This window comes from Mesorhizobium sp. P2_C5_2 (genome assembly GCF_056404535.1).
In genome coordinates, this window is sequence record NZ_JBFUDV010000005.1 from 853,960 (window position 1) to 872,092 (window position 18,133).

Here is an 18,133-nt window from a genome sequence, read left to right on the forward strand (position 1 = left end):
ACCCTTATTGCTGGTTGGCTGCTGCTGGCGCTTCGCCCTGTTTAGCCGCCCCGCCCTTGAAGATGCGCCGCACCGTGACGAACAGCAGCGGCACCAGGAACACGCCGATCACCGTCGCCGCGATCATGCCGCCCATGACGCCGATGCCGACCGAGTTCTGCGCGCCTGAGCCGGCGCCGTTGGCGATCGCCAGCGGCGTGACGCCGAGGATGAAGGCCAGCGACGTCATCAGGATCGGCCGCAATCGCTGTCGCGCCGCTTCCAGTGTCGCCTCGACGAGACCCATGCCGGCCGTCTGCCGTTCGATGGCGAACTCGACAATAAGGATGGCGTTCTTGGCGGCGAGGCCGATCGTGGTCAACAGGCCGACCTTGAAATAGACGTCGTTGGTCTGGCCGAACAGGCTTGCCGCGAGCAGCGCGCCGAAGATGCCGATCGGCACAGCCAGCATGACCGCGAACGGGATTGACCAGCTCTCATAAAGTGCTGCCAGGCACAGGAACACCACCAATGCCGAGATCGCGTAGAGCGACAGCGCCTGGTTGCCGGAAAGCCGTTCCTGGTGCGACAGCCCGGTCCATTCATGGGAGTAGCCGGGCGGCAGCTGCGCCACCAGCCTGTCGATCTCGTCCATCGCGGCGCCGGAGCTGATACCGGCGGCCGCGGCGCCCTGGATCTCGACTGCGGCCGAGCCATTGTAGCGTTCGAGCCGCGGCGAGCCGAATGTCCAGTGGCTGGAGGCGAAGGAGGAGAACGGCACCATGGTGCCGGCGGAGTTGCGGACCTGCCATTTGTCCAGGTCTTCCGGCTGCATGCGGAAGTTCGGGTCCGACTGCAAATAGACCGGCTTGACCCGTCCGCGATCGATGAAATCGTTGACGTAGTCGCTGCCCCAGGCGGCCGACAGCGTGTTGTTGATGTCGGCGAGGTTGACGCCAAGCGCGCTGGCTTTCTCCTGGTCGATGTCGACCGAGAATTGCGGCTGGTCCTCCTGGCCGTTGGGCCTTGTGGCGGTGAGCAGCTTGCTCTGCGCGGCAAGTCCCAGGAGCTGGTTGCGGGTCTGGATCAGCGCGTCATGGCCGGCGCCGTTGACGTCTTGCAGGTAGAAATCGAAGCCGTTGGTGTTGCCAAAACCCTGGATGGCGGGCGGGGCAAGGGCAAAGACCTGCGCATCCCTTATCTTGCGGAAGGCGCCCATGGCGCGGCCGGCGACCGCTTGCGCCGCCAAGGCTGGTGATTTGCGCTGGCTGAATTCCTTCAGCGGCACGAAAGCGATGCCGACATTCTGGCCGGCGCCGCCGAAGCCGAAGCCGGAAGCGGTGAACACCCCTGCGACAGCGTCCTTTTCGTCGTTGAGATAGTGGTCGGTGACTTGCTTCAGCACGCGCTCGGTGCGGTCCTGCGTCGCTCCGACCGGCAGAGATACGCTGGTGATCAGGATGCCCTGGTCCTCTTCCGGCAGGAAGGAGCTCGGCAACCGGGCAAACATCCAGCCCATGGCGATGACGATGGCGAGGAATACGGCGAGGAAACGCCAGGAGCGGTTGATAATGCCGTGCGAGCCGTCGTGATAGGCCGTCGTGCCGCGGTCGAAGACGCGGTTGAACCAGCCGAACGGACCGGTCTGCGTCGCGTGGTCCTTTGGCCGCCGCAAGATGGTGGCGCACAGCGCCGGCGTCAGCACCAGCGCGACCAGAACGGAGAGGATCATCGCCGAGACGATGGTCACTGAGAACTGCCGGTAGATGATGCCGGTCGAACCGCCGAAGAAGGCCATCGGCACGAACACGGCCGACAGCACGGTGGCGATGCCGACCAGCGCGCCGGTGATCTCGTTCATCGATTTGCGCGTCGCCTCTTTCGGCGACAGGTCTTCCTCCTGCATGACGCGCTCGACATTCTCGACCACGACGATGGCGTCGTCGACGAGCAGGCCGATGGCCAGCACCATGGCGAACATGGTCAGCGTGTTGATCGAATAGCCGAAGAAGGACAGCACGCCGAACGTGCCGAGCAGCACCACCGGCACGGCGATGGTCGGGATGATGGTGGCGCGCAGATTCTGCAGGAAGACGAACATCACCAGGAACACCAGCACGATCGCCTCGAGCAGCGTCTTGACCACCTCCTCGATCGACAGCCGCACGAAGGGCGAGGTGTCGTAGGGGTAGACGACCTCGACCCCTTGCGGGAAGGTCGAGCTCAGGCGGTTTATGGTCGTGCGCACCGCTTCCGCCGTGCTGATGGCGTTGGCGCCGGTCGCCAGGTTGATGGCGACGCCGGCTGCCGGTTTGCCGTTGAAATTGGCCTGCGTCGTATAGCTCTCGGCGCCGAGTTGGACAGTGGCGACATCGTTGAGCCGCACCAGCGAACCATCGGTCTGGCTCTTCAGGATGATGTTGCGGAACTGTTCGGCGGTCTGCAGCCGGCTCTTGGCGGTCACCGTTGCGTTGAGCTGCTGGCCCTTGCGTTGCGGCAGGCCGCCGAGCTGGCCGGCCGACACCTGCGTGTTCTGCGCCTCGATCGCGGCGGCCACGTCGCTCGGCATCAGGGCATATTTGGCGAGCTGGTCGGGGTCGAGCCAGATGCGCATGGCATAGCCGGACCCGAAAAGCTGCGTCGAGCCGACGCCTTCGACGCGCTTCAGCGTGTCGTTGATAGTCGAGTCGACATAGTCGGCAAGGTCGGTCGAGTTCATCTTGCCGTCGCTGGAGACGAAGCCGATGACCATCAGGAAGCCGGTCGAGGATTTGGAGACGGTGATGCCGTTGCTCTGCACCACCTGCGGCAACTGCGACTGCACCAGCTGCAGCTTGTTTTGGGTCTGCACCTGCGCGGTATCGGGATCGGCCGCGGTAGTGAAGGTCAGCGTGATCGAGGCCGCACCGGTCGAGGTCGACGTCGCCGTCATGTAGTCGAGATTGTCGATGCCGGTCATGCCTTGCTCGATGACCTTGGTCACCGAGTTTTCGACCGTCTGCGCGTCAGCGCCGGGATAAGTCGCGCTTATGTTGACCGTGGTCGGCGCAATCTGCGGGTATTGCGAGATCGGCAGCGTGGTGAGCGCGAGCAGGCCGCCCAGCATGATCACGATGGCGATCACCCAGGCGAAGATCGGCCGGTTGATGAAGAATGCGGACATCGGCTCAGTTCCCGGTCTTCTGGGCGTTGGCCGCCACTTCCGAGGCGGCGGGCACGGCCGAGGAGGTCTGCGCGCGGTCCTTGACCTCGCCGGTTGCCTCGTCGATCGTCACCTCGACGCCGGTCGCATCGCCGCCGGGGCGTACCAGCTGCACGCCTTCGACGATGACGCGGTCGCCATCGCCGACGCCGGAATCCACAAGCCAGCTGTTGCCGACGCTGTTGCGCACGGCGAGCACACGCTGCTCGACCTTGCCGGCAGCGTTGATGACCATGGCCGTCGCTTCACCCTTGGTGTTGCGGCTGACGGCGCGCTGCGGCACCAGGAAGCTGTTCTGGGCGACGCCTTCCTCGATGAGCGCGCGCACATACATGCCGGGCAGCAACAGGCGATCCGGGTTGGGGAACTGCGCTCTCAGCGCGAAGGTGCCGGTGGACTGGTCGACATTGGCGCCGGCGAATTCCATTTTGCCGGTCTGTGTATAGACGGCGCCGTTGTCGAGCTTGAGCTTGACGCTGACATTGGGGCCGCTGAACTTCAGCCGGCCTTCATTGATGGCCTGGCGCAAATTGAGCAGATTGGTGCTTGATTGCGTGACATCGACATTGATCGGATCGAGCGCGCGGATGGTGGTGAGCACGGTGTCCTGGTTGGCGGTGACGAGCGCTCCCGGCGTCAGCGACGACTTGTCGATGCGGCCGGCGATCGGCGCGGTGATCTTGGTGTAGTCGAGATTGATGCGTGCGGTTTCCACGCTCGCCTTGGCCGACGCCACGTCCGCCTGCGCCTGTGCCAGCGTGGCGGCAGCGTCGTCGTAATCCTGCTGCGAGACGACCTTTTGCGCCAGCAGGCCGGCGTAGCGGTCGAACTTGGACTGCGCGGTAGGCACCGCCGCTTCAGCCTTCTGCTGCGCTGCTTTCGCGCTGTCCAGAGATGCTTGGTAGCTCGCGGGGTTGATGAGATAAAGCGGCTGGCCGACCACGACCTCGCTGCCTTCCTGGAAAAGCCGGGCCTGGATGATGCCGTTCACCTGCGGGCGGACATCGGCGGTCAGCGAAGCGGTTGTGCGTCCCGACAGTTCGGCGGTGATGGCAACCGACTGCGGATGCAGCGTGACGACACCGACCTCGGGTCGGCCGGCGGCGCCCATGCCTGCCGGAGCCTTGCCCTCTTCCTGGGAGCAGGCTGCGAGAAAGAGCGCGGCACCCAGCATCGCGACCCAGGAGGCGGAAAGGCGCGACGGCAGATAGGACTGGCTGGATGGGAGTCGCATGGCGTCGATCATCTTTCGCTGGAGTTGCAGTCGAAGGTCATGGCAATCGGAAGGTCATGGCAGTCGGCTGCGCCCGCTTGCGCGGGGCGTCGAGCAATGCCTCGAAGCGGCTCATCTTGCGCTCCTTCTCGGCGACCAGGGCGTATTCGACAAGCAGAATTAAGTCTTGGCCGCGATGCCCAGCACATCAATAGGCCACTAAGCGGCATTGCGCCAAGCGCTTTGCCTGTGATCAGCAATGGGCGGACTTTACGCAATTTTCTTGTCACGAAGGGCGGCGCTCGACTGCGTCGAAAGCGGCAGCGAAAGGCGCCAGGCAGCGAAGCTCAGCCGAATCTCACCCTTGAGCGTGTCCGCCGGCAGCGTCGGCTGCACGCTTCGCGCGCCATGGCCGGGCGAACTGACTCGGCCACCGACTGGGCCATACGCTGCGATCAGCCGCAGCATCATCAGGGCTTCCCACATTGTGGTGCTTTCGTTGCTTGATGGCGGCCGGAACCGACCACATTGCTTTACGCAATTCCGGACGGAAAACCGCTTCACACTTTTCCTGGAATTGCTCTTGGGGTGAAACCGGCCGGCCCGATACCGGGGGGCAGCGGGCCGGCCGGCGCAGCCGGTCAGAGTTGCTCGTCAGTCCGGGGTAGGGCATTGGGAGCGTGTCTGTCATGGCCAGGCAGACCTCCTGGGCCGGCTGCGTCCGGCGGATGGCCCCAGGGACCGGGGGGTGGGCCGTGAGGTGGCTCCGCCGAGGCAAGTATTTCAAGCTGTTCGGGCGTCAGTTTGGTGCGCAGCGCTGTGATCGCGTCCTTCAACTTGGCGGCCGCCGCGCCACGCTTGGTAACATCGTCGGCCAGTCTTTCCTGGAAGGCAAAGGGATCGCGGGGACCCTGATCGGCTTTGCCGCCGTGGTCCTCCGCGCCACTTCCATCGGGACCGCGACCACCGGAGCCACCGAAGCCATGATCGGGCCCGGGCGGCGCCAGCACCGCCTGCAGCGCGCTGGTATAGTCGCGCCAGGCATCGAGCTGTTCGCTGCGCACGCCGATGCGGGTTTCGAGCGTCGCAAGCCGAGCCGCGAGCAATTGCGGCGGCGGCCCCATGCGATGCAGGCCGAAGCCTTCCGGGCCGTGCCATGTCGGCCGGTGCGGCCAAGGACCTTGATCCGGGGTACCTTGGTCCGGGTCGTCCTGCAGCGCCAGGATTTGTGGCTGCTCGCCGGGCGCGGGGCCGGCCTGCTGCGCAAGGGCGGGATGAATGGCGACCGCGGAGAACAAGCCGAGCGCCAGAAGTCTGCTTTGCATGACGTAATCCTTTCCCACATGCATCGGATGGCAGCAGAATAGGGGGCCTCTTTTTCCGCTTTGCTTCGGTGTGTTGCCGAAGGTTTCCAGCAAAGGGAGATTTGTTTCGGAATGTTTCTGCCGGATTGCTGGCAACATTCGGTTGCAATTTTATCTGCTGTGCGCCGGCGGCTTGCCTATAATCGGCGTCATAAACCGGCAAAGGGCACATCGCAGGCAATGCAATCGCAACCCCATATCCTCGTCGTCGACGACGACCGCGAGATCAGGACGCTGCTCGGGCGCTATCTCGACGGCCAGGGCTTTCGCGTTTCGATGGCGGCGGACCGCCGCGAATGCGAACAGAAGCTCGGCGCCGGCCAATTCGACCTGATCGTGCTCGACGTCATGCTGCCCGATGGCTCCGGGCTTGATATCTGCCGGGGACTGCGCGACCGCAAACCGCATATTCCGATCATCCTGCTGACGGCGCTGAAAGAGGATGTCGACCGCATCATCGGCCTGGAACTCGGCGCAGACGACTATATCGGCAAGCCGTTCAACCCGCGTGAGCTCACCGCCCGCATCCGCGCCGTGCTGCGTCGGGCAGCACCTGAGGAGTTTGCGGCACCGCGCGCGCGCATCTACCGCTTCGCCAGCTACACTCTGGAGCCAGACATCCGCAAGGTGACGGATGCGGAAGGGGTTCCCGTCGATCTGACCGGCGCCGAATTCGACCTCTTGCAGGTGTTTCTCGATCGGCCCGGCCGGCTGTTGTCGCGCGACCAACTGCTCGATCTCACCCAAGGCCGCGAACGCGATCCGCTCGACCGATCCGTCGACGTCTTGATGAGCCGGCTGCGCCGCAAGTTTGCCGAGACTGGTGAGGAACCGCTGTTCAAGACGGTGCGCAATGGCGGCTACCAGCTCACCACCCGCGTCGAGACGGCGGAGACCGAGGCATGAATTCGCTGCGCCGGCGCCTGATCATCCTGCTGGTCGCTTCGATCGTCGGCGTGGTTGGCCTGGCTACCACCGCCGTGATCAGCGTGCGCGGCGGCGGGCCGCCACCGGAACTGACCGTGCCCTGGATTGCGCAGCAGATGGAACTTGTGGTGCGGCTGCTGCCCGGTCCTGTCCCTGATGTGCTGAACGTGCAGTTCACCGATCATCTCGCCGGCGGCAAGGTCGCCCGTGCCGAGACGGCGATGCTCAACGACATACTGCGCCGCCGGGGCTTCGACCTCCCAGCCATCGTCAGCGAGAAGGCGGACGAACCTGGCCAGCTCGCATCGGTGCAGTTGCCGGATGGTCGCTGGGCGATCATGGAGGTGCCGCACGTCAAGCCGCCAAGGCGCGAATGGCTGGTTCTGGCCGGCTGGATCTCGCTGATCGTGGCCGGCGCCACGGCGGTGTCCGTCTATTTCACCTCCGTGTTGATCCGGCCGCTGGAAATGCTGGAGGCCGCGGTCTCCAAGATCGGCTCGGACGGCGTGCTGGCGTCGGTGCCGGAAGTGGGGTCGGCCGAGGTCAAGGCGACCGCGCATGCTTTGAACCAGCTCTCCGCCCGGCTGAAGACGGCCATGGAAAGCCGCATGCGGCTCGTCGCCGCCGCCGGCCATGATCTGCGCACGCCGATGACGCGCATGCGGCTGCGCGCCGAATTCCTCGACGACGACCGTGAAAAATGGCTGCACGACCTCGACGAACTCGACCGCATCGCCGACAGCGCGATCCGGCTGGTGCGCGAGGAGGTCAACCAGGACGCGGTCGAACCGGTCGACCTGGAAAGGCTGGTCCGCGACATCGCGGCCGAGATGCGATCGCTCGGACATCAGGTTTCCGCCGACCGTCTCGACAAGGTCTCGGTGCGGGCAGGGGCGTTGGGCCTGCGCCGGGCGTTGCGCAATCTGATCGTCAACGCCGCCACGCACGGCAAGGGTTGCAGCGTTTCGCTCACCGCTACCGACGGCCGTGCGGTCTTGGCAATCGCCGATCATGGCCCCGGCATTCCAACGGAATTGCTCAACAAGGCGTTCGAGCCGTTCTTCCGCGTCAACCCCGCCCGCTGGCAGTCGATCCCAGGTGCCGGCCTGGGCTTGGCGATCGCCAAGGAAATCGTCGAGCGCTATGGCGGAACCATCACGCTGGAAAACTTGTCCGGCGGCGGGCTTTTGCAGACGGTGGTGTTCAAGGCGGTTTAGCGCGCGGCATTAGCCTTTCGGCAATCCTGTGCCGGGTGGGTCCGAATCGGCTATGCCTGCGCCATGCAGGAAACGTCTCTCTACGTCCCGGTGAAGCGGTTTCTTGAGAGCCTGGAATTCACGGTAAAGGGCGAAATCGGCAATTGCGATATCGTGGCGGTGCGCGATGGCGAGCCACCGGTGCTGGTCATTTGCGAACTGAAACTGCAGTTCAATCTGGAACTCGTGCTGCAAGGCGTCGATCGCGCCGCCGCCTGCGACGAGGTGTGGCTGGCAGCGCGGATGTCGGCGCGCGGCAAGGGCCGTGAACACGACCGCCGTTTTCGCGCGCTCTGCCGGCGGCTCGGCTTCGGGTTGCTAGCGGTCGGCAGCAAGGACGAGGTCGAATTGCTGCTCAGTCCTGCCGCCTTGGCGCCGCGCCGCGATCCGAAGCGTCGCTCGCGGCTGATGGAAGAGCACCGGCGCCGGCGCGGCGATCCGGTGGTCGGCGGCGGTTCGCGCGCGCCAATCATGACCGCCTACCGGCAGGATGCGCTGGCCTGCGCCGCCGCCATGACCGACGGCCCGAAGCGCCCGCGCGATCTGAAAAGCATTTCGCCGCGCGCGGCCAGCATCCTCTTGGACAATGTCTATGGATGGTTCGCCAGGGCCGAGCGCGGCGTCTATGCGCTGACCGAGGTGGGGCACGCCGCCTTGCAGCGCTGGCCGCAGGTGGCGCACGACCAAGGGTAAGGATTTTTCGCAGTGCCTCAGCGTTACTCCTTGGCGGCGCTCAACCGCCGGTAGGAGACGCCATCGAAACTTGCCGTCACAAAGTCGGTGGCCGACATCTTTCGTTTGCGGCCGTCGCTGCAGCTGTAGAGCGGCCAACCGACATCGCTGCATTCGCTGGCGGCGCAAAAGCGGGCAAGGCAATTTCCGACGGTCACCCGGAAGCCGCCAGTGCCTGCAAAACCCTGCAGCAGGCTGCCGTCCGCCGCGCGCCATGTCCGCGCCCGGAATTCCGCTCGCAAGGACCATGGCTCGAGCGGGACTGCCAGGCCGGTCTGGCTGGCGCGTCCCGCAAGGTTCAGCCGGCTGCGCGCCATCCCCGTCGTATAGGCGGTGACGAGATCCGATTCGGTCGCATAGGCCGAGGCTGTGCTGGTGCGATCAAGCACATGCGAGGTTCGCTCACCTGCCCCTGCGGGTTGCACAAAGACGGCCATCAGGGCGAGGAAGGCGAAGCAGGGTTGCAGACTACTCCAACCGCCGGCCTGCCGCTGGTCCGCCTGCGATGTCTCCCAAGCCCGCATCCTGCCGATCCCACCCGTGGCGCCCGCCACAATTCGCCGTCATCGATGAAGGCACAATGACAGCTGGACCTTGACATCCGCCGGTAAAGACGGCGTTGCCAAACGTAGGGCGGATGCATCACGGGAGGAATGCTTGTTCGTCGATTGCTATTCCAGACCCTTGGCGCGGTCCCAGGCTTTCGACCACATCCTGAGTGACTTCTGGTCTAGCGCCTTCGGCAGATGCAGGCGCTTCTGGGCTTCTTCAGAAGGGTAGAGATTCGGGTCGGCGCGCAATGTCTCGTCGAGCAGCGGGAGCGCCGCCTTGTTCGCGGTCGAGAAGCCGGTATCCGTGGCGGCAGATGCGGCGATTTCGGGACGCAGGACAAAGTCGATAAAGGCGAGGGCGGCTTCCGGGTGCGGGGCGTCGCTCGGGATCGCCAATATGTCGGCCCACACCAGATTGCCTTCCTTCGACAGGCGATAGGTGATGGTGAACGGCCGCTTCGCTTCCTTGGCCCTGATGTCGGCTATGTGCATGTCGCCGGAAAAGCCGAGCGACAGGCAGGCATCGCCTTCGGCGAGGTCGTTGATGTAGCTGGAGCTGTGGAACTTGCGCACGTAAGGGCGGACCTTCGCGACCACGTCCACCGCTTTCTGTAGCTCGTCGGGATTGGTGGTGTCCGGATCCAGCCCGAGATAGATCAGCGCAAGACCCAGAACCTGCTCGGCGTCGTCGAGCATGGTGATGCCGCACGGTGCGAATTTGGCGGCGATCTCAGGGTCGAAAAGCATGCGCAGCGAGTCGACCGGGGCATCGGGCATGATCGCGTGGATCTTTTCGACGTTGTAGCCGACGCCGGTCGTTCCCCACATCCACGGCACGCCATGCGCGCCGCCCTCGTCGACCTGGTCGAGACGGGCGGCGACAGCCGGGTCGAGATTGCCGAGGTTGGAAAGCCGGCTCTTGTCCAGCGCCGCCCAGACGCCGACCGGCAATTCGCGCTGCAGATGCGGCGCCAGATTGATGGTGACGAGGTCGTAGCCCGAGCCGCCGGTGAGCAGCTTGGTTTCGACGATGTCGTTGGAATCGAACATGTCGTAGGTGACCTTGATGCCGCTTTCAGCCTCGAATTTTTCGATGGTGCCGGGCCCGAAATAGGACTCCCAGGAATAGAGATGCAGGATCTTTTCCTCGGCCTGGGCCGAGGTCGCAAAAAGGCATGCCGCGGCGAGCGCGAGCCAATGTTTCATCGTTTCCTCCCTTGGTGGACCCTGATCGGGGCCGTTCAGTCAGGCTGCATTTCTGGCAAGCAGGCGTTCCGGCGTCGGCTCCAGCAGCACGCCGTAGAGGTCAGGACGCCGGTCGAGGAACACCCCCCAACTGCGCCTTGCCTCCGCAATCTCGTCGAGCTCGAGCGCTGCCGTGATCACGCCGTCGGAGACGCGGTCGGCTTCGGCGAGCTTCGCGCCGGTGTGGTCGGCGATGAAGGACGAGCCGTAGAAGACAATCTCGTTGGTCTCACCCTTCTCGACGCCAACCCGGTTGGCGGCGATGACCGGGGTCAGGTTGGCGCCGGCATGACCCTGCATGACGCGCTGCCAATGGTCGCGGGAATCCCAGCCGCGAAAGGATGGTTCCGAGCCGATGGCGGTGGGATAGATCAGCACCTCAGCGCCCATCAGCACCATGGCGCGGGCCGCTTCCGGAAACCACTGGTCCCAGCAGATGCCGGCGCCGATCTTGCCGGCGGCGGTTTCGAAGACGCGGAAGCCGGTGTCGCCATCGGCGAAATAGAGCTTTTCGGAATAGCCCGGACTGTTTGGAATGTGGCTCTTGCGGTAGTGGCCGAGCACCTTGCCGTTGGCGTCGATCATGACCAGCGTGTTGTACAAGGCTGAGCCGTCGCGTTCGAACAGCGAAACCGGCAGCACGACGCCCGTCTCGCGCGCCAGCGCAGCCATCCGTGCGATGGTCTTGTGCCCATCCAGGGGGAGGGCGCGAGCGGTGTGGCGCCTATCCTCGTCCATGCAGAAGTAGACGCCTTCGAACAGCTCCTGCAGCACGACGAGCCCGGCACCGCGCCGTGCAGCTTCGCGGACGTGATTTTCCAGTCTGTCGAGGTTGCTTTCGACCTCATCGGTGCAAGTGATCTGGACAGCGGCGGCGATCAGCTGGCGCATGGCTCACCTCACAAGGGTTGCTGTTGGGTGACGCAGTGGATGCCGCCGCCATTCTCGTAGATGCGGTCCATGTCGAGCTCGACGATGCGGCGGTCCGGGTGCAGCCGGCCAAGCGTTTCCTGGGCAAAAGCATCGGCCTTTTTGTCGCCGAACTGCGGCGTGTAGAGCGCGCCGTTGCCGATGTAGTAGTTGGCATAGCTGGTCAGAAAGTCGTCGCTGGTCGAGCGCACGTCGGTGGCGGCGGGGATGGAGACCACCTCGAAGCTGCGCCCGCGCGCATCTTTGGAGCGCGCCAGAATGGCAAGTGCTTCCACATGAGCGCGGCCCCATTCGGAGGTGTCGCCGGTTAGGTTGCTGGCGATGAGCAGGCCGGGTTTGACGAAGCGGAGCGAGCCATCGATATGGCCGTCGGTGATGTCGAGCCCGCGCACGCCGGAGATCCAGATCACTGTCTCCACGCCAAGTATGGTTTTCAGATGCCGTTCGATATCGGTGCGGCCGATCCCCGGGTTGCGATTGTCGTTGACCCAGCAGCTTTCAGCCAAAAGCAAGGTGCCGTCGCCGTCATATTCGATGCCGCCGCCTTCGCCGCGGATTGCAGCGACATGGCGGGGCACATTGAGGTGTTGCGCAACCTTGCCGGCGATCCCGGTATCGCTGGCATACGCCTGCTTGTCGCCCCAGCCGTTGAAGCGGAAGTCGACGGCGGCAACGGCGCCATTCTCGGTGCGCACGAACACCGGGCCGGAATCGCGCATCCACATGTCGTCGGTGTCGATATCGACGAGCTCGACTTTTGGACCGCACAGCTTTGCCGCGAGTTCGTGCTGATCCGCGGAGGCGGCCATCGCCACCGGTTCGTTCTCGGCGATCGCAGCAGCCAGCCGGCCCAACGTTTCCTGCACACTCTCGTAATAGGCGCCCGGTCCGCCATAGACGGCCGGCGTGCTCGGCCAGGCCATCCAGGTCCGGGCATGCGGCTCGGCCTCGGAAGGCACGGTGGCTTTCCAGCTGTCGGCCCTGGCCGCCTTGATCGCGATCTCAGGCATGAGTGCCCACCCTGCTGCCGCCATGATGGCGTGACGTCGTGTCCATGATGTCCTCATCACACCGGTTGTTCCTGGGTAATGCAGTGGATGGCGCCGCCCGCCGGCACGACGGCGCCGACATCGACGGTGACGATGCGGCGATCGGGGAAGGCGCGGGCCACGGCCGCCTTGGCTTCTTCGCCAGAGGGGCGCCCGAAGCCCGGCATGACGACGCCGCCATTGGCGAGCGCGAAATTGATGTAGGAGCGGGCAAACACCGCGCTCGTAGCCTCCACGTCATAGGCCTCTGGGATGGGAATGACCTCGAAATTGCGGCCGCGCGCGTCGGTCTGGCTGGCCAGCGCTGCAAGATTGTCGGCCAGGATGCGGCCATGCAAGTCGGAAGGGTCGGGATTGTATTCGAACATCACCACGCCGGGCCGAACGAAGCAGCACATACCGTCGACATGGCCGTCGGTCTCGAGATCCAGCGGATCGCCGGGAAGCCAGACGATTTTTTCAAGGCCGAGCATGCGCAACAATTCCTTCTCCACCCAGGCCTTGGAGATGCCGGGGTTGCGGTTGGAATGGAGCAGGCTGGTTTCGGTGGCGATCAGCGTGCCTTGACCGTCGGTGGTCAGCGAGCCGCCTTCGCAATGCAGGAAGGAGCGCAGGACGGACGCGTCCTCGCGGGCGAGCAGCCGTTCAGCCAGCGCATTGTCTTGGTCATAGGGCTCGTGCTTGCGGCCCCAGGCATTGAAGCGCCAGGACACGCCGGCTAGGCCGCCATCGGCGAATTTCAGGAAGGTCGGACCAGAATCGCGGATCCAGCAATCGTCGATCGGGATTTCGACCACCTCGATGCCGTTTCCAAGCTGGGCACGGGCGACGCCGGCATGGTCGGGATGGGCCACCATGGTGACAGGCTCGAACTGGGCGATGGCATGGGCGACATCGGCATAGGCCTTTTGCATGGCGGGGAGGGTAGCGCCGTACATGTCGTGCCTGTGCGGCCAGGCCATCCATGTCCGGGCATGCGGCTCGAACTCCGCCGGACGGCGGATCTTCAACTGCTGCGCCGGCCAATCGAGGGCGTTCATCAAACTCTCCATTCATGTATCGAACTCATTGTTAATCGCCTTCGGCGGCCGTACAACTGAGAAGGATTCCCGAATTCAGTGAATGGAATTCATGAATGGTGAAATTCCGGCATATTCCGCCGACGCAGTTCCTGAAGGGGTTCGAGGCAGCCTCACGCCTGGAAAGTTTCAGCCGCGCCGCCGAAGAACTTGGCCTCTCCCAGTCGGCGATCAGCCACCAGATGCGGCTGCTTGAAGGTCATATCGGCCAGCCTCTGTTCATGCGCTTCGGCCGCGAAGTGCGGCTGACCGATGCCGGGCGCGACTATCAGCGCACCGTGCGCCGGTGCCTCGAATTGATGGAGGAGGGGTATCGGCGTCTCGAGCCCTATCGAAAGCCCGGCAGCGTCGTGATCTACGCGCCGCGCGATTTCAGCCGGCGCTGGCTGCTGCATCGCCTGCCGGCGTTGCGCGCGGCCGTGCCGGCCTGCGAACCGTGGCTCGACACCAGCGGCGGCGCTGTCGACTTCGAGACAATGGAACTCGACCTCGCAATCGTCTACGCGGACGCGCCGCCGGAAGGCTGCGAAAGCCTGCTGATCGCCCGGGACTTTCTGTCGCCCGTTGCGACGAAGGATAGGGCTCGCACGCTACGCACCCCCGCCGACCTGCTCGGCGCATCGCTCATCCACGATGAGCGTCCGACCGGCTGGGCGGATTGGCTGCGCAGCACCGGCGTCGAGCCGAACGGCACCTGGCACGGCACCAATTTCAGCGACAGCGACCTGGCGCTCGCGGCCGCCGAGCATGGCCAGGGCGTGGCGCTGGGCAGCCTGTTTCTGGCGGCGCCGTCGCTGGTATCAGGGCTGCTCGTGCTGCCGTTCGACCATGTCCTAGATGCCGGTCGCGGATGGTATGCAATCTCGACCCAGGATCGGCTTCGGGATGTCGACGTGCTGGGGACCTGGGATTGGTTGCGCGGACAGACGTCGGCCTCGCTCGCCGATTCGTGACCGCGTGACCGTTGCGCAACTGCGTCGCAAGATGCGAATTAGCGATACGATGTTCTGCTTGGATGCCACCATGCCCTTACGCAAGATTGTGTTTTGCTCGGTAGCGATCGTCATTGCCGCTACAAATTTCGCCGACGCCCGGCCTGACACGCGCAAGATGACGTGTTCGCAAACCCAGGCGCTGATCCAGAGCCAGCACGCCGCGGTGCTGTCCACCGGACCAAACACCTATGACCGCTATGTCCGCCAATTCGGCAATGAGTGCGATGCTCCTTCCGTGCCAAGGGTTAGGTATGTGCCGGCCAGTGACGGTCAGTGCATGGTTTATCGGTGCGAAGAGGCGTCGCCACTGGTTCCGAACTGATAGGCGGCGGCGCCGCTTTCGCTGGGGAGTCCAGGATACCGGCTGATGCTGCTCACTTGACCTGTTCGATCTCCGGAGCAGGCGCCTGGTCGGTCGCGGGCACCGGCGTGCAATCTTGCCCCTTGCACTGCTCGACGTGGTCCTCCGCCGGCGGCAAGCAATTTTGCCCCTCGCAATGAACTGGCGGCTGCTCTGGTGTCGCTGTGGCGTTCGGCGAAACAGGCTGATCTTCGGCGCGAACGACCGATAGTCCTGCCAGGCCGATCATGGCCGCGCACAAAAGCGCTGTTCGCAGCAAGTTCATTCCCGGCCTCCACGGCTGAGAGCGAATGGAACTTACACTTTCGAACAGATGCCGACATACCGTCATCCGCGAACGACGTTAACAGCGCGTTTCCACCCCTGGTGAAATTCAGCGATTGTCTTGCGGCTGTCTATTGGACAAGCTACCGGGACGTGACGCCGCCGGTAGGGGCTTGTGAGGCTTCGTAACCTAAGCGGCGCGCCGTTGGGGGATATGAAGACCCGGACGGGCTCGACGAGGGTCCACGGCGGTCACAATGGTGTGGTGGTGATCGCAGTAGACACGATCCGGCGAAGTTGGCCCGGCACAAAAACGGTAGCCGCCAGGTACTGACGGGTCTTCGCTCACCGGGAAGCGGCACTGATAGACGCCGAGCTGAATGAGGGGAACGTCTCTCGAAGTTAGTCTGACATTTTCAGGCATGATGGTTTTCAGGTTCCTTGGTTCACAGCCATTGCTGGCTGACAGCCGCAGTGCGACCCGTCGGGCGAGCTTCTCTCGTTTTGGAGGGCTTTGCATCACCATATGGTGCTGGTCGCACCTTCAATGAAGCCCGACGCCCTGCTTTTGAAGCCAATAGTTTGCGACTTAAGGCCACACCTGCGCCGGCATCGGGCGGCTGATGGGATGATAAGCGGCACTAAAACAGTTGTGGCGGTCCAGCCATTCAAAATAATCGACCTGAACCAACTAGCCCCTGCTTCGCGAAGCCTACCGCCAAGAGAAATGGACGATGAAGCTCAAGCCGGCCGACTGGCAGCCCTTGCCTGAGGTATACAGGCTGGCGCGTGAAGCAGAGAAACAGGACGCTATAGGTCAGCGCGTGCGTTGGGTGAGGCTTAGAAGGTCTAATGCGCCTCACTTCAGGATGAAGTAGAGCGGGACGAGCATTGCGAATGCCGCGACACCGGTGAGAAATAGGTCTGTGATCATGAGCCCCCGCTCGAATTTCCATGACCACTGACGCAGCTAATTTAGCTAAAATGCAAGTAACCAATCAGGCTGGCTTCTGCCGCAACGGCTCCGTGTCTTTCGGACGGCAGTCGCCATCATGGGATGCGGCCAACCGGCTCGTCGCAGCGGTAGAGTGGGCAGCGTCCGTCACGGGTCTGGACATAGGCCGACATCGGCACCTGCGGCCAGTCGCACTCGTTGCCGAACTGCCTGACATAGCGGTCATAGGTGTTTGGTCCGGTGGACAGCACCACGGCGTGGCGGCTCTGGATCATCTGTTGAAGCTCTCCGCAACTCATCTTGCGCGTGTCCGGCCGGGCGTTGGCTATGCCGGTCGCGGCAAACATGATCGCTGCTGTCATCGAAATAATTCGGCGCATGGACATGGGCCTCACCCTCGAACTGATATGTTCACGCGAAACTCGCATCCTGGCCGGCGGTTCGGCAACAGCCAGCTGGCTACATTTTGAGGCGCAGACATGAAGCGTGCGTAACAGGGAAAACATGGCAGCGACCTCTTGTTAAGGTCGCCCAATCTCACCCCAGCCAAAAGCCATCGCCACCCGTTTCCTGCTAACAGCGGCTTCATTCAACCGTCATGAAGGTGATGCTAATTTAGCTGACCGAAGGGGCGCGATCCTCCCAAGTCGGTGTTCCTGAGTTACCTCCAAAGCCCGGTTTCAAGCCGGGCTTTTCTTTTAGCTCTGTGAAAGATGCTTGGAAGGTTTGGTTCTGGCCAATGGGATAGCGAACTCCGTTTGAGGGGATCGCCGCAGCGCCTGACAAACTGGAATCAAACAGGTACTAAGCCGAACTCCCGCTCCATGTATTTCACAAATGCCGGCGTATGCCTTAGATCCGCGCACATGGCGCCGGTCAGTCGAGAAGCGTCTGAATGACCTTCTGGACCGCGCCATGAGCCTGATAACAGCGCTGGAACTCATGGAAGCCGATTGCGATCTGGAGAGCACGGACGACGACGAGCCGTCCCTTGGCTGGACGGAGCGGGGAGGACATGGTTCAGCATCATACCTTGCGCCGAACCTTCCGGCAGGTGACGTGCTCGACCTCGAAATGGACAACTGCGACGACGAAGAAGGCGGCGACGCCGAACCGTGCCCGGATGTCTACGGTGAATCTGTGATCTGGCCCGACGACCTGAAGTCGCAGGAAGTGCTGGTGTCGCTAAGAGCCGGCGCGGTGGTGGGCTTTTCTGCGCCGGTCGGGCGACAGCCCAACGCTCGTCCAACGCCAAAATATGAGATATTGCTTATATTCGGGCAGATCACCCGACCTGCCCGAATATCGAGGGAGGATGTCCTATGCCAACGTTCATAGTTACAGGGTCCTATTCAGCCACGGCAGCGAGTGGAATGATCGACAATCCGTCGAACCGAGAAAAGGCGGCCCGTGCCATCTTTGAGGCAGCAGGCGGGAAACTGCATTCTTTCTACATCACGACGGGCGAAACTGACTGGATGGCGATCACCGAATTCGGCGACGGTGCTGACCTGATCCCCGCACTTCTCGTCGTCGGCGCATCGGGAGCAGTATCGAATGTCAAAACCGTGCGAGCGTATACCGGCGCGGAGTTCAAAGCGGCCCAAGAGAAGGCGGGCAAAATCGCTTCTTCCTACAAATCCCCAGCAAAATAAGCAGACCGCTGGTGCATCATCACGGGCCGAGCAAGGTCCTGTAATTCATCATACGCCGCTAAGGCTGGCCCGCTGCTTCGGTGGCGGGCTAGCTGCACCTCATAGGTGATCTGCCTGATCGAGTGAGCCTGCACATCCGGGATAAAGCTGCCGTCCGCCTGGCTGCTGAAACCCGAAACAACCCACCCGATCCCGCTTCCCTCCTTGAGGCCCTCAAAGCTTGTGTCCAAGTGAGGATCGACATGCGCCCCGCCATCCTTGTTTGCCGCGAAGAGAACCAAGCTGCGCCGAGTGTAGGTTGTACCCTTCTGGTCCTCTTTGATAACGATGTCCTTCTCCCACCAGTCACCGAATCGCCTCGGCCGCGGAGCTATTG

At 63.4% G+C, this 18,133-nt stretch carries 18 protein-coding genes; 7 read left to right on the forward strand and 11 right to left on the reverse strand.

What is annotated here, in order from left to right:
- Positions 1-4 precede the first annotated feature (4 nt).
- The 4 genes from AC1D1B_RS22620 to AC1D1B_RS22635 form a co-directional block, all read right to left on the reverse strand.
- Complete coding sequence (locus AC1D1B_RS22620) at positions 5-3,142, reverse strand: efflux RND transporter permease subunit (RefSeq protein ID WP_477334601.1); 3,138 nt, start codon at positions 3,140-3,142, stop codon at positions 5-7.
- Between the two features lie 4 nt (positions 3,143-3,146).
- On the reverse strand, positions 3,147-4,415 hold the full coding sequence (locus AC1D1B_RS22625) for an efflux RND transporter periplasmic adaptor subunit (RefSeq protein WP_477334602.1): 1,269 nt from the start codon (positions 4,413-4,415) through the stop codon (positions 3,147-3,149).
- A 249-nt stretch (positions 4,416-4,664) separates the two neighbouring features.
- Positions 4,665-4,865, reverse strand: coding sequence for a hypothetical protein (locus AC1D1B_RS22630; RefSeq protein ID WP_477334603.1), 201 nt, complete (start codon positions 4,863-4,865; stop codon positions 4,665-4,667).
- A 170-nt stretch (positions 4,866-5,035) separates the two neighbouring features.
- Positions 5,036-5,719 carry a hypothetical protein gene (locus tag AC1D1B_RS22635; RefSeq protein WP_477334604.1) on the reverse strand — a complete coding sequence of 228 codons (684 nt, stop codon included), beginning with the start codon at positions 5,717-5,719 and terminating at the stop codon, positions 5,036-5,038.
- Between the two features lie 219 nt (positions 5,720-5,938).
- On the opposite strand from AC1D1B_RS22635, the gene AC1D1B_RS22640 reads away from it, so the two are divergent.
- The 3 genes from AC1D1B_RS22640 (at position 5,939) to AC1D1B_RS22650 (ending at position 8,634) form a co-directional block, all read left to right on the forward strand.
- A complete protein-coding gene (locus tag AC1D1B_RS22640) occupies positions 5,939-6,664 on the forward strand; it encodes a response regulator (RefSeq protein ID WP_181061239.1) in 726 nt (241 codons plus the stop codon).
- Positions 6,661-7,902 (forward strand): ATP-binding protein, encoded by a 1,242-nt coding sequence (locus AC1D1B_RS22645; RefSeq protein WP_477334605.1) that lies wholly within the window; start codon positions 6,661-6,663, stop codon positions 7,900-7,902. Before AC1D1B_RS22640 ends, AC1D1B_RS22645 begins: the two co-directional genes overlap by 4 nt.
- Positions 7,903-7,965: 63 nt before the next feature.
- The gene (locus tag AC1D1B_RS22650) at positions 7,966-8,634 is read left to right on the forward strand and encodes a DUF2161 domain-containing phosphodiesterase (RefSeq protein ID WP_477334606.1); all 669 of its coding nucleotides are present in this window, start codon (positions 7,966-7,968) and stop codon (positions 8,632-8,634) included.
- A gap of 23 nt (positions 8,635-8,657) precedes the next feature.
- On the opposite strand, the gene AC1D1B_RS22655 is transcribed toward AC1D1B_RS22650, so the two are convergent.
- The 5 genes from AC1D1B_RS22655 to AC1D1B_RS22675 all read right to left on the reverse strand — a co-directional run bounded on the left by AC1D1B_RS22655 (position 8,658) and on the right by AC1D1B_RS22675 (position 13,488).
- Entirely contained in the window at positions 8,658-9,062 is a 405-nt protein-coding gene (locus AC1D1B_RS22655) for a hypothetical protein (protein WP_477334607.1), read from the reverse strand.
- A 282-nt stretch (positions 9,063-9,344) separates the two neighbouring features.
- Complete coding sequence (locus AC1D1B_RS22660) at positions 9,345-10,430, reverse strand: extracellular solute-binding protein (RefSeq protein WP_477334608.1); 1,086 nt, start codon at positions 10,428-10,430, stop codon at positions 9,345-9,347.
- Positions 10,431-10,469: 39 nt separating this feature from the next.
- The gene (gene aguB / locus AC1D1B_RS22665) at positions 10,470-11,360 is read right to left on the reverse strand and encodes an N-carbamoylputrescine amidase (protein ID WP_477334609.1); all 891 of its coding nucleotides are present in this window, start codon (positions 11,358-11,360) and stop codon (positions 10,470-10,472) included.
- An 8-nt stretch (positions 11,361-11,368) separates the two neighbouring features.
- Positions 11,369-12,409: an agmatine deiminase family protein gene (locus AC1D1B_RS22670; RefSeq protein WP_477334610.1), complete on the reverse strand. Its 1,041-nt coding sequence runs from the start codon at positions 12,407-12,409 to the stop codon at positions 11,369-11,371.
- A gap of 56 nt (positions 12,410-12,465) precedes the next feature.
- Complete coding sequence (locus AC1D1B_RS22675; RefSeq protein ID WP_477334611.1) at positions 12,466-13,488, reverse strand: agmatine deiminase family protein; 1,023 nt, start codon at positions 13,486-13,488, stop codon at positions 12,466-12,468.
- A gap of 95 nt (positions 13,489-13,583) precedes the next feature.
- On the opposite strand from AC1D1B_RS22675, the gene AC1D1B_RS22680 reads away from it, so the two are divergent.
- On the forward strand, positions 13,584-14,480 hold the full coding sequence (locus tag AC1D1B_RS22680) for a LysR substrate-binding domain-containing protein (RefSeq protein WP_477334612.1): 897 nt from the start codon (positions 13,584-13,586) through the stop codon (positions 14,478-14,480).
- 4 nt (positions 14,481-14,484) lie between these two features.
- Positions 14,485-14,844: a hypothetical protein gene (locus AC1D1B_RS22685; RefSeq protein WP_477334613.1), complete on the forward strand. Its 360-nt coding sequence runs from the start codon at positions 14,485-14,487 to the stop codon at positions 14,842-14,844.
- Positions 14,845-15,337: 493 nt separating this feature from the next.
- Here the strand turns inward: AC1D1B_RS22685 and AC1D1B_RS22690 are convergent, their stop codons facing one another.
- Together AC1D1B_RS22690 and AC1D1B_RS22695 are read right to left on the reverse strand one after the other, a co-directional pair.
- Positions 15,338-15,673, reverse strand: coding sequence for a GcrA family cell cycle regulator (locus tag AC1D1B_RS22690; protein ID WP_477334614.1), 336 nt, complete (start codon positions 15,671-15,673; stop codon positions 15,338-15,340).
- Positions 15,674-16,197: 524 nt separating this feature from the next.
- Positions 16,198-16,464, reverse strand: a complete 267-nt coding sequence (locus tag AC1D1B_RS22695; RefSeq protein WP_477334615.1) for a hypothetical protein — start codon at positions 16,462-16,464, stop codon at positions 16,198-16,200.
- A 553-nt stretch (positions 16,465-17,017) separates the two neighbouring features.
- Here AC1D1B_RS22695 and AC1D1B_RS22700 point away from each other — a divergent pair.
- Positions 17,018-17,440, forward strand: a complete 423-nt coding sequence (locus AC1D1B_RS22700) for a hypothetical protein (RefSeq protein ID WP_477334616.1) — start codon at positions 17,018-17,020, stop codon at positions 17,438-17,440.
- A 35-nt stretch (positions 17,441-17,475) separates the two neighbouring features.
- A complete protein-coding gene (locus tag AC1D1B_RS22705; RefSeq protein WP_477334617.1) occupies positions 17,476-17,757 on the forward strand; it encodes a GYD domain-containing protein in 282 nt (93 codons plus the stop codon).
- The last annotated feature ends 376 nt before the right edge of the window (positions 17,758-18,133 follow it).

Excerpts from the sequence above, each read along its gene's own strand:
- AC1D1B_RS22620 (WP_477334601.1), bottom strand. The coding sequence starts at position 3,142 with ATGTCCGCATTCTTCATCAACCGGCCGATCTTCGCCTGGGTGATCGCC.
- AC1D1B_RS22625 (WP_477334602.1), bottom strand. The coding sequence starts at position 4,415 with ATGCGACTCCCATCCAGCCAGTCCTATCTGCCGTCGCGCCTTTCCGCC.
- AC1D1B_RS22630 (WP_477334603.1), bottom strand. The coding sequence starts at position 4,865 with ATGATGCTGCGGCTGATCGCAGCGTATGGCCCAGTCGGTGGCCGAGTC.
- AC1D1B_RS22635 (WP_477334604.1), bottom strand. The coding sequence starts at position 5,719 with ATGCAAAGCAGACTTCTGGCGCTCGGCTTGTTCTCCGCGGTCGCCATT.
- AC1D1B_RS22640 (WP_181061239.1), top strand. The coding sequence starts at position 5,939 with ATGCAATCGCAACCCCATATCCTCGTCGTCGACGACGACCGCGAGATC.
- AC1D1B_RS22645 (WP_477334605.1), top strand. The coding sequence starts at position 6,661 with ATGAATTCGCTGCGCCGGCGCCTGATCATCCTGCTGGTCGCTTCGATC.
- AC1D1B_RS22650 (WP_477334606.1), top strand. The coding sequence starts at position 7,966 with ATGCAGGAAACGTCTCTCTACGTCCCGGTGAAGCGGTTTCTTGAGAGC.
- AC1D1B_RS22660 (WP_477334608.1), bottom strand. The coding sequence starts at position 10,430 with ATGAAACATTGGCTCGCGCTCGCCGCGGCATGCCTTTTTGCGACCTCG.
- aguB (WP_477334609.1), bottom strand. The coding sequence starts at position 11,360 with ATGCGCCAGCTGATCGCCGCCGCTGTCCAGATCACTTGCACCGATGAG.
- AC1D1B_RS22670 (WP_477334610.1), bottom strand. The coding sequence starts at position 12,409 with ATGCCTGAGATCGCGATCAAGGCGGCCAGGGCCGACAGCTGGAAAGCC.
- AC1D1B_RS22675 (WP_477334611.1), bottom strand. The coding sequence starts at position 13,488 with ATGAACGCCCTCGATTGGCCGGCGCAGCAGTTGAAGATCCGCCGTCCG.
- AC1D1B_RS22680 (WP_477334612.1), top strand. The coding sequence starts at position 13,584 with ATGGTGAAATTCCGGCATATTCCGCCGACGCAGTTCCTGAAGGGGTTC.
- AC1D1B_RS22690 (WP_477334614.1), bottom strand. The coding sequence starts at position 15,673 with ATGGTGATGCAAAGCCCTCCAAAACGAGAGAAGCTCGCCCGACGGGTC.
- AC1D1B_RS22695 (WP_477334615.1), bottom strand. The coding sequence starts at position 16,464 with ATGACAGCAGCGATCATGTTTGCCGCGACCGGCATAGCCAACGCCCGG.
- AC1D1B_RS22700 (WP_477334616.1), top strand. The coding sequence starts at position 17,018 with ATGAGCCTGATAACAGCGCTGGAACTCATGGAAGCCGATTGCGATCTG.
- AC1D1B_RS22705 (WP_477334617.1), top strand. The coding sequence starts at position 17,476 with ATGATCGACAATCCGTCGAACCGAGAAAAGGCGGCCCGTGCCATCTTT.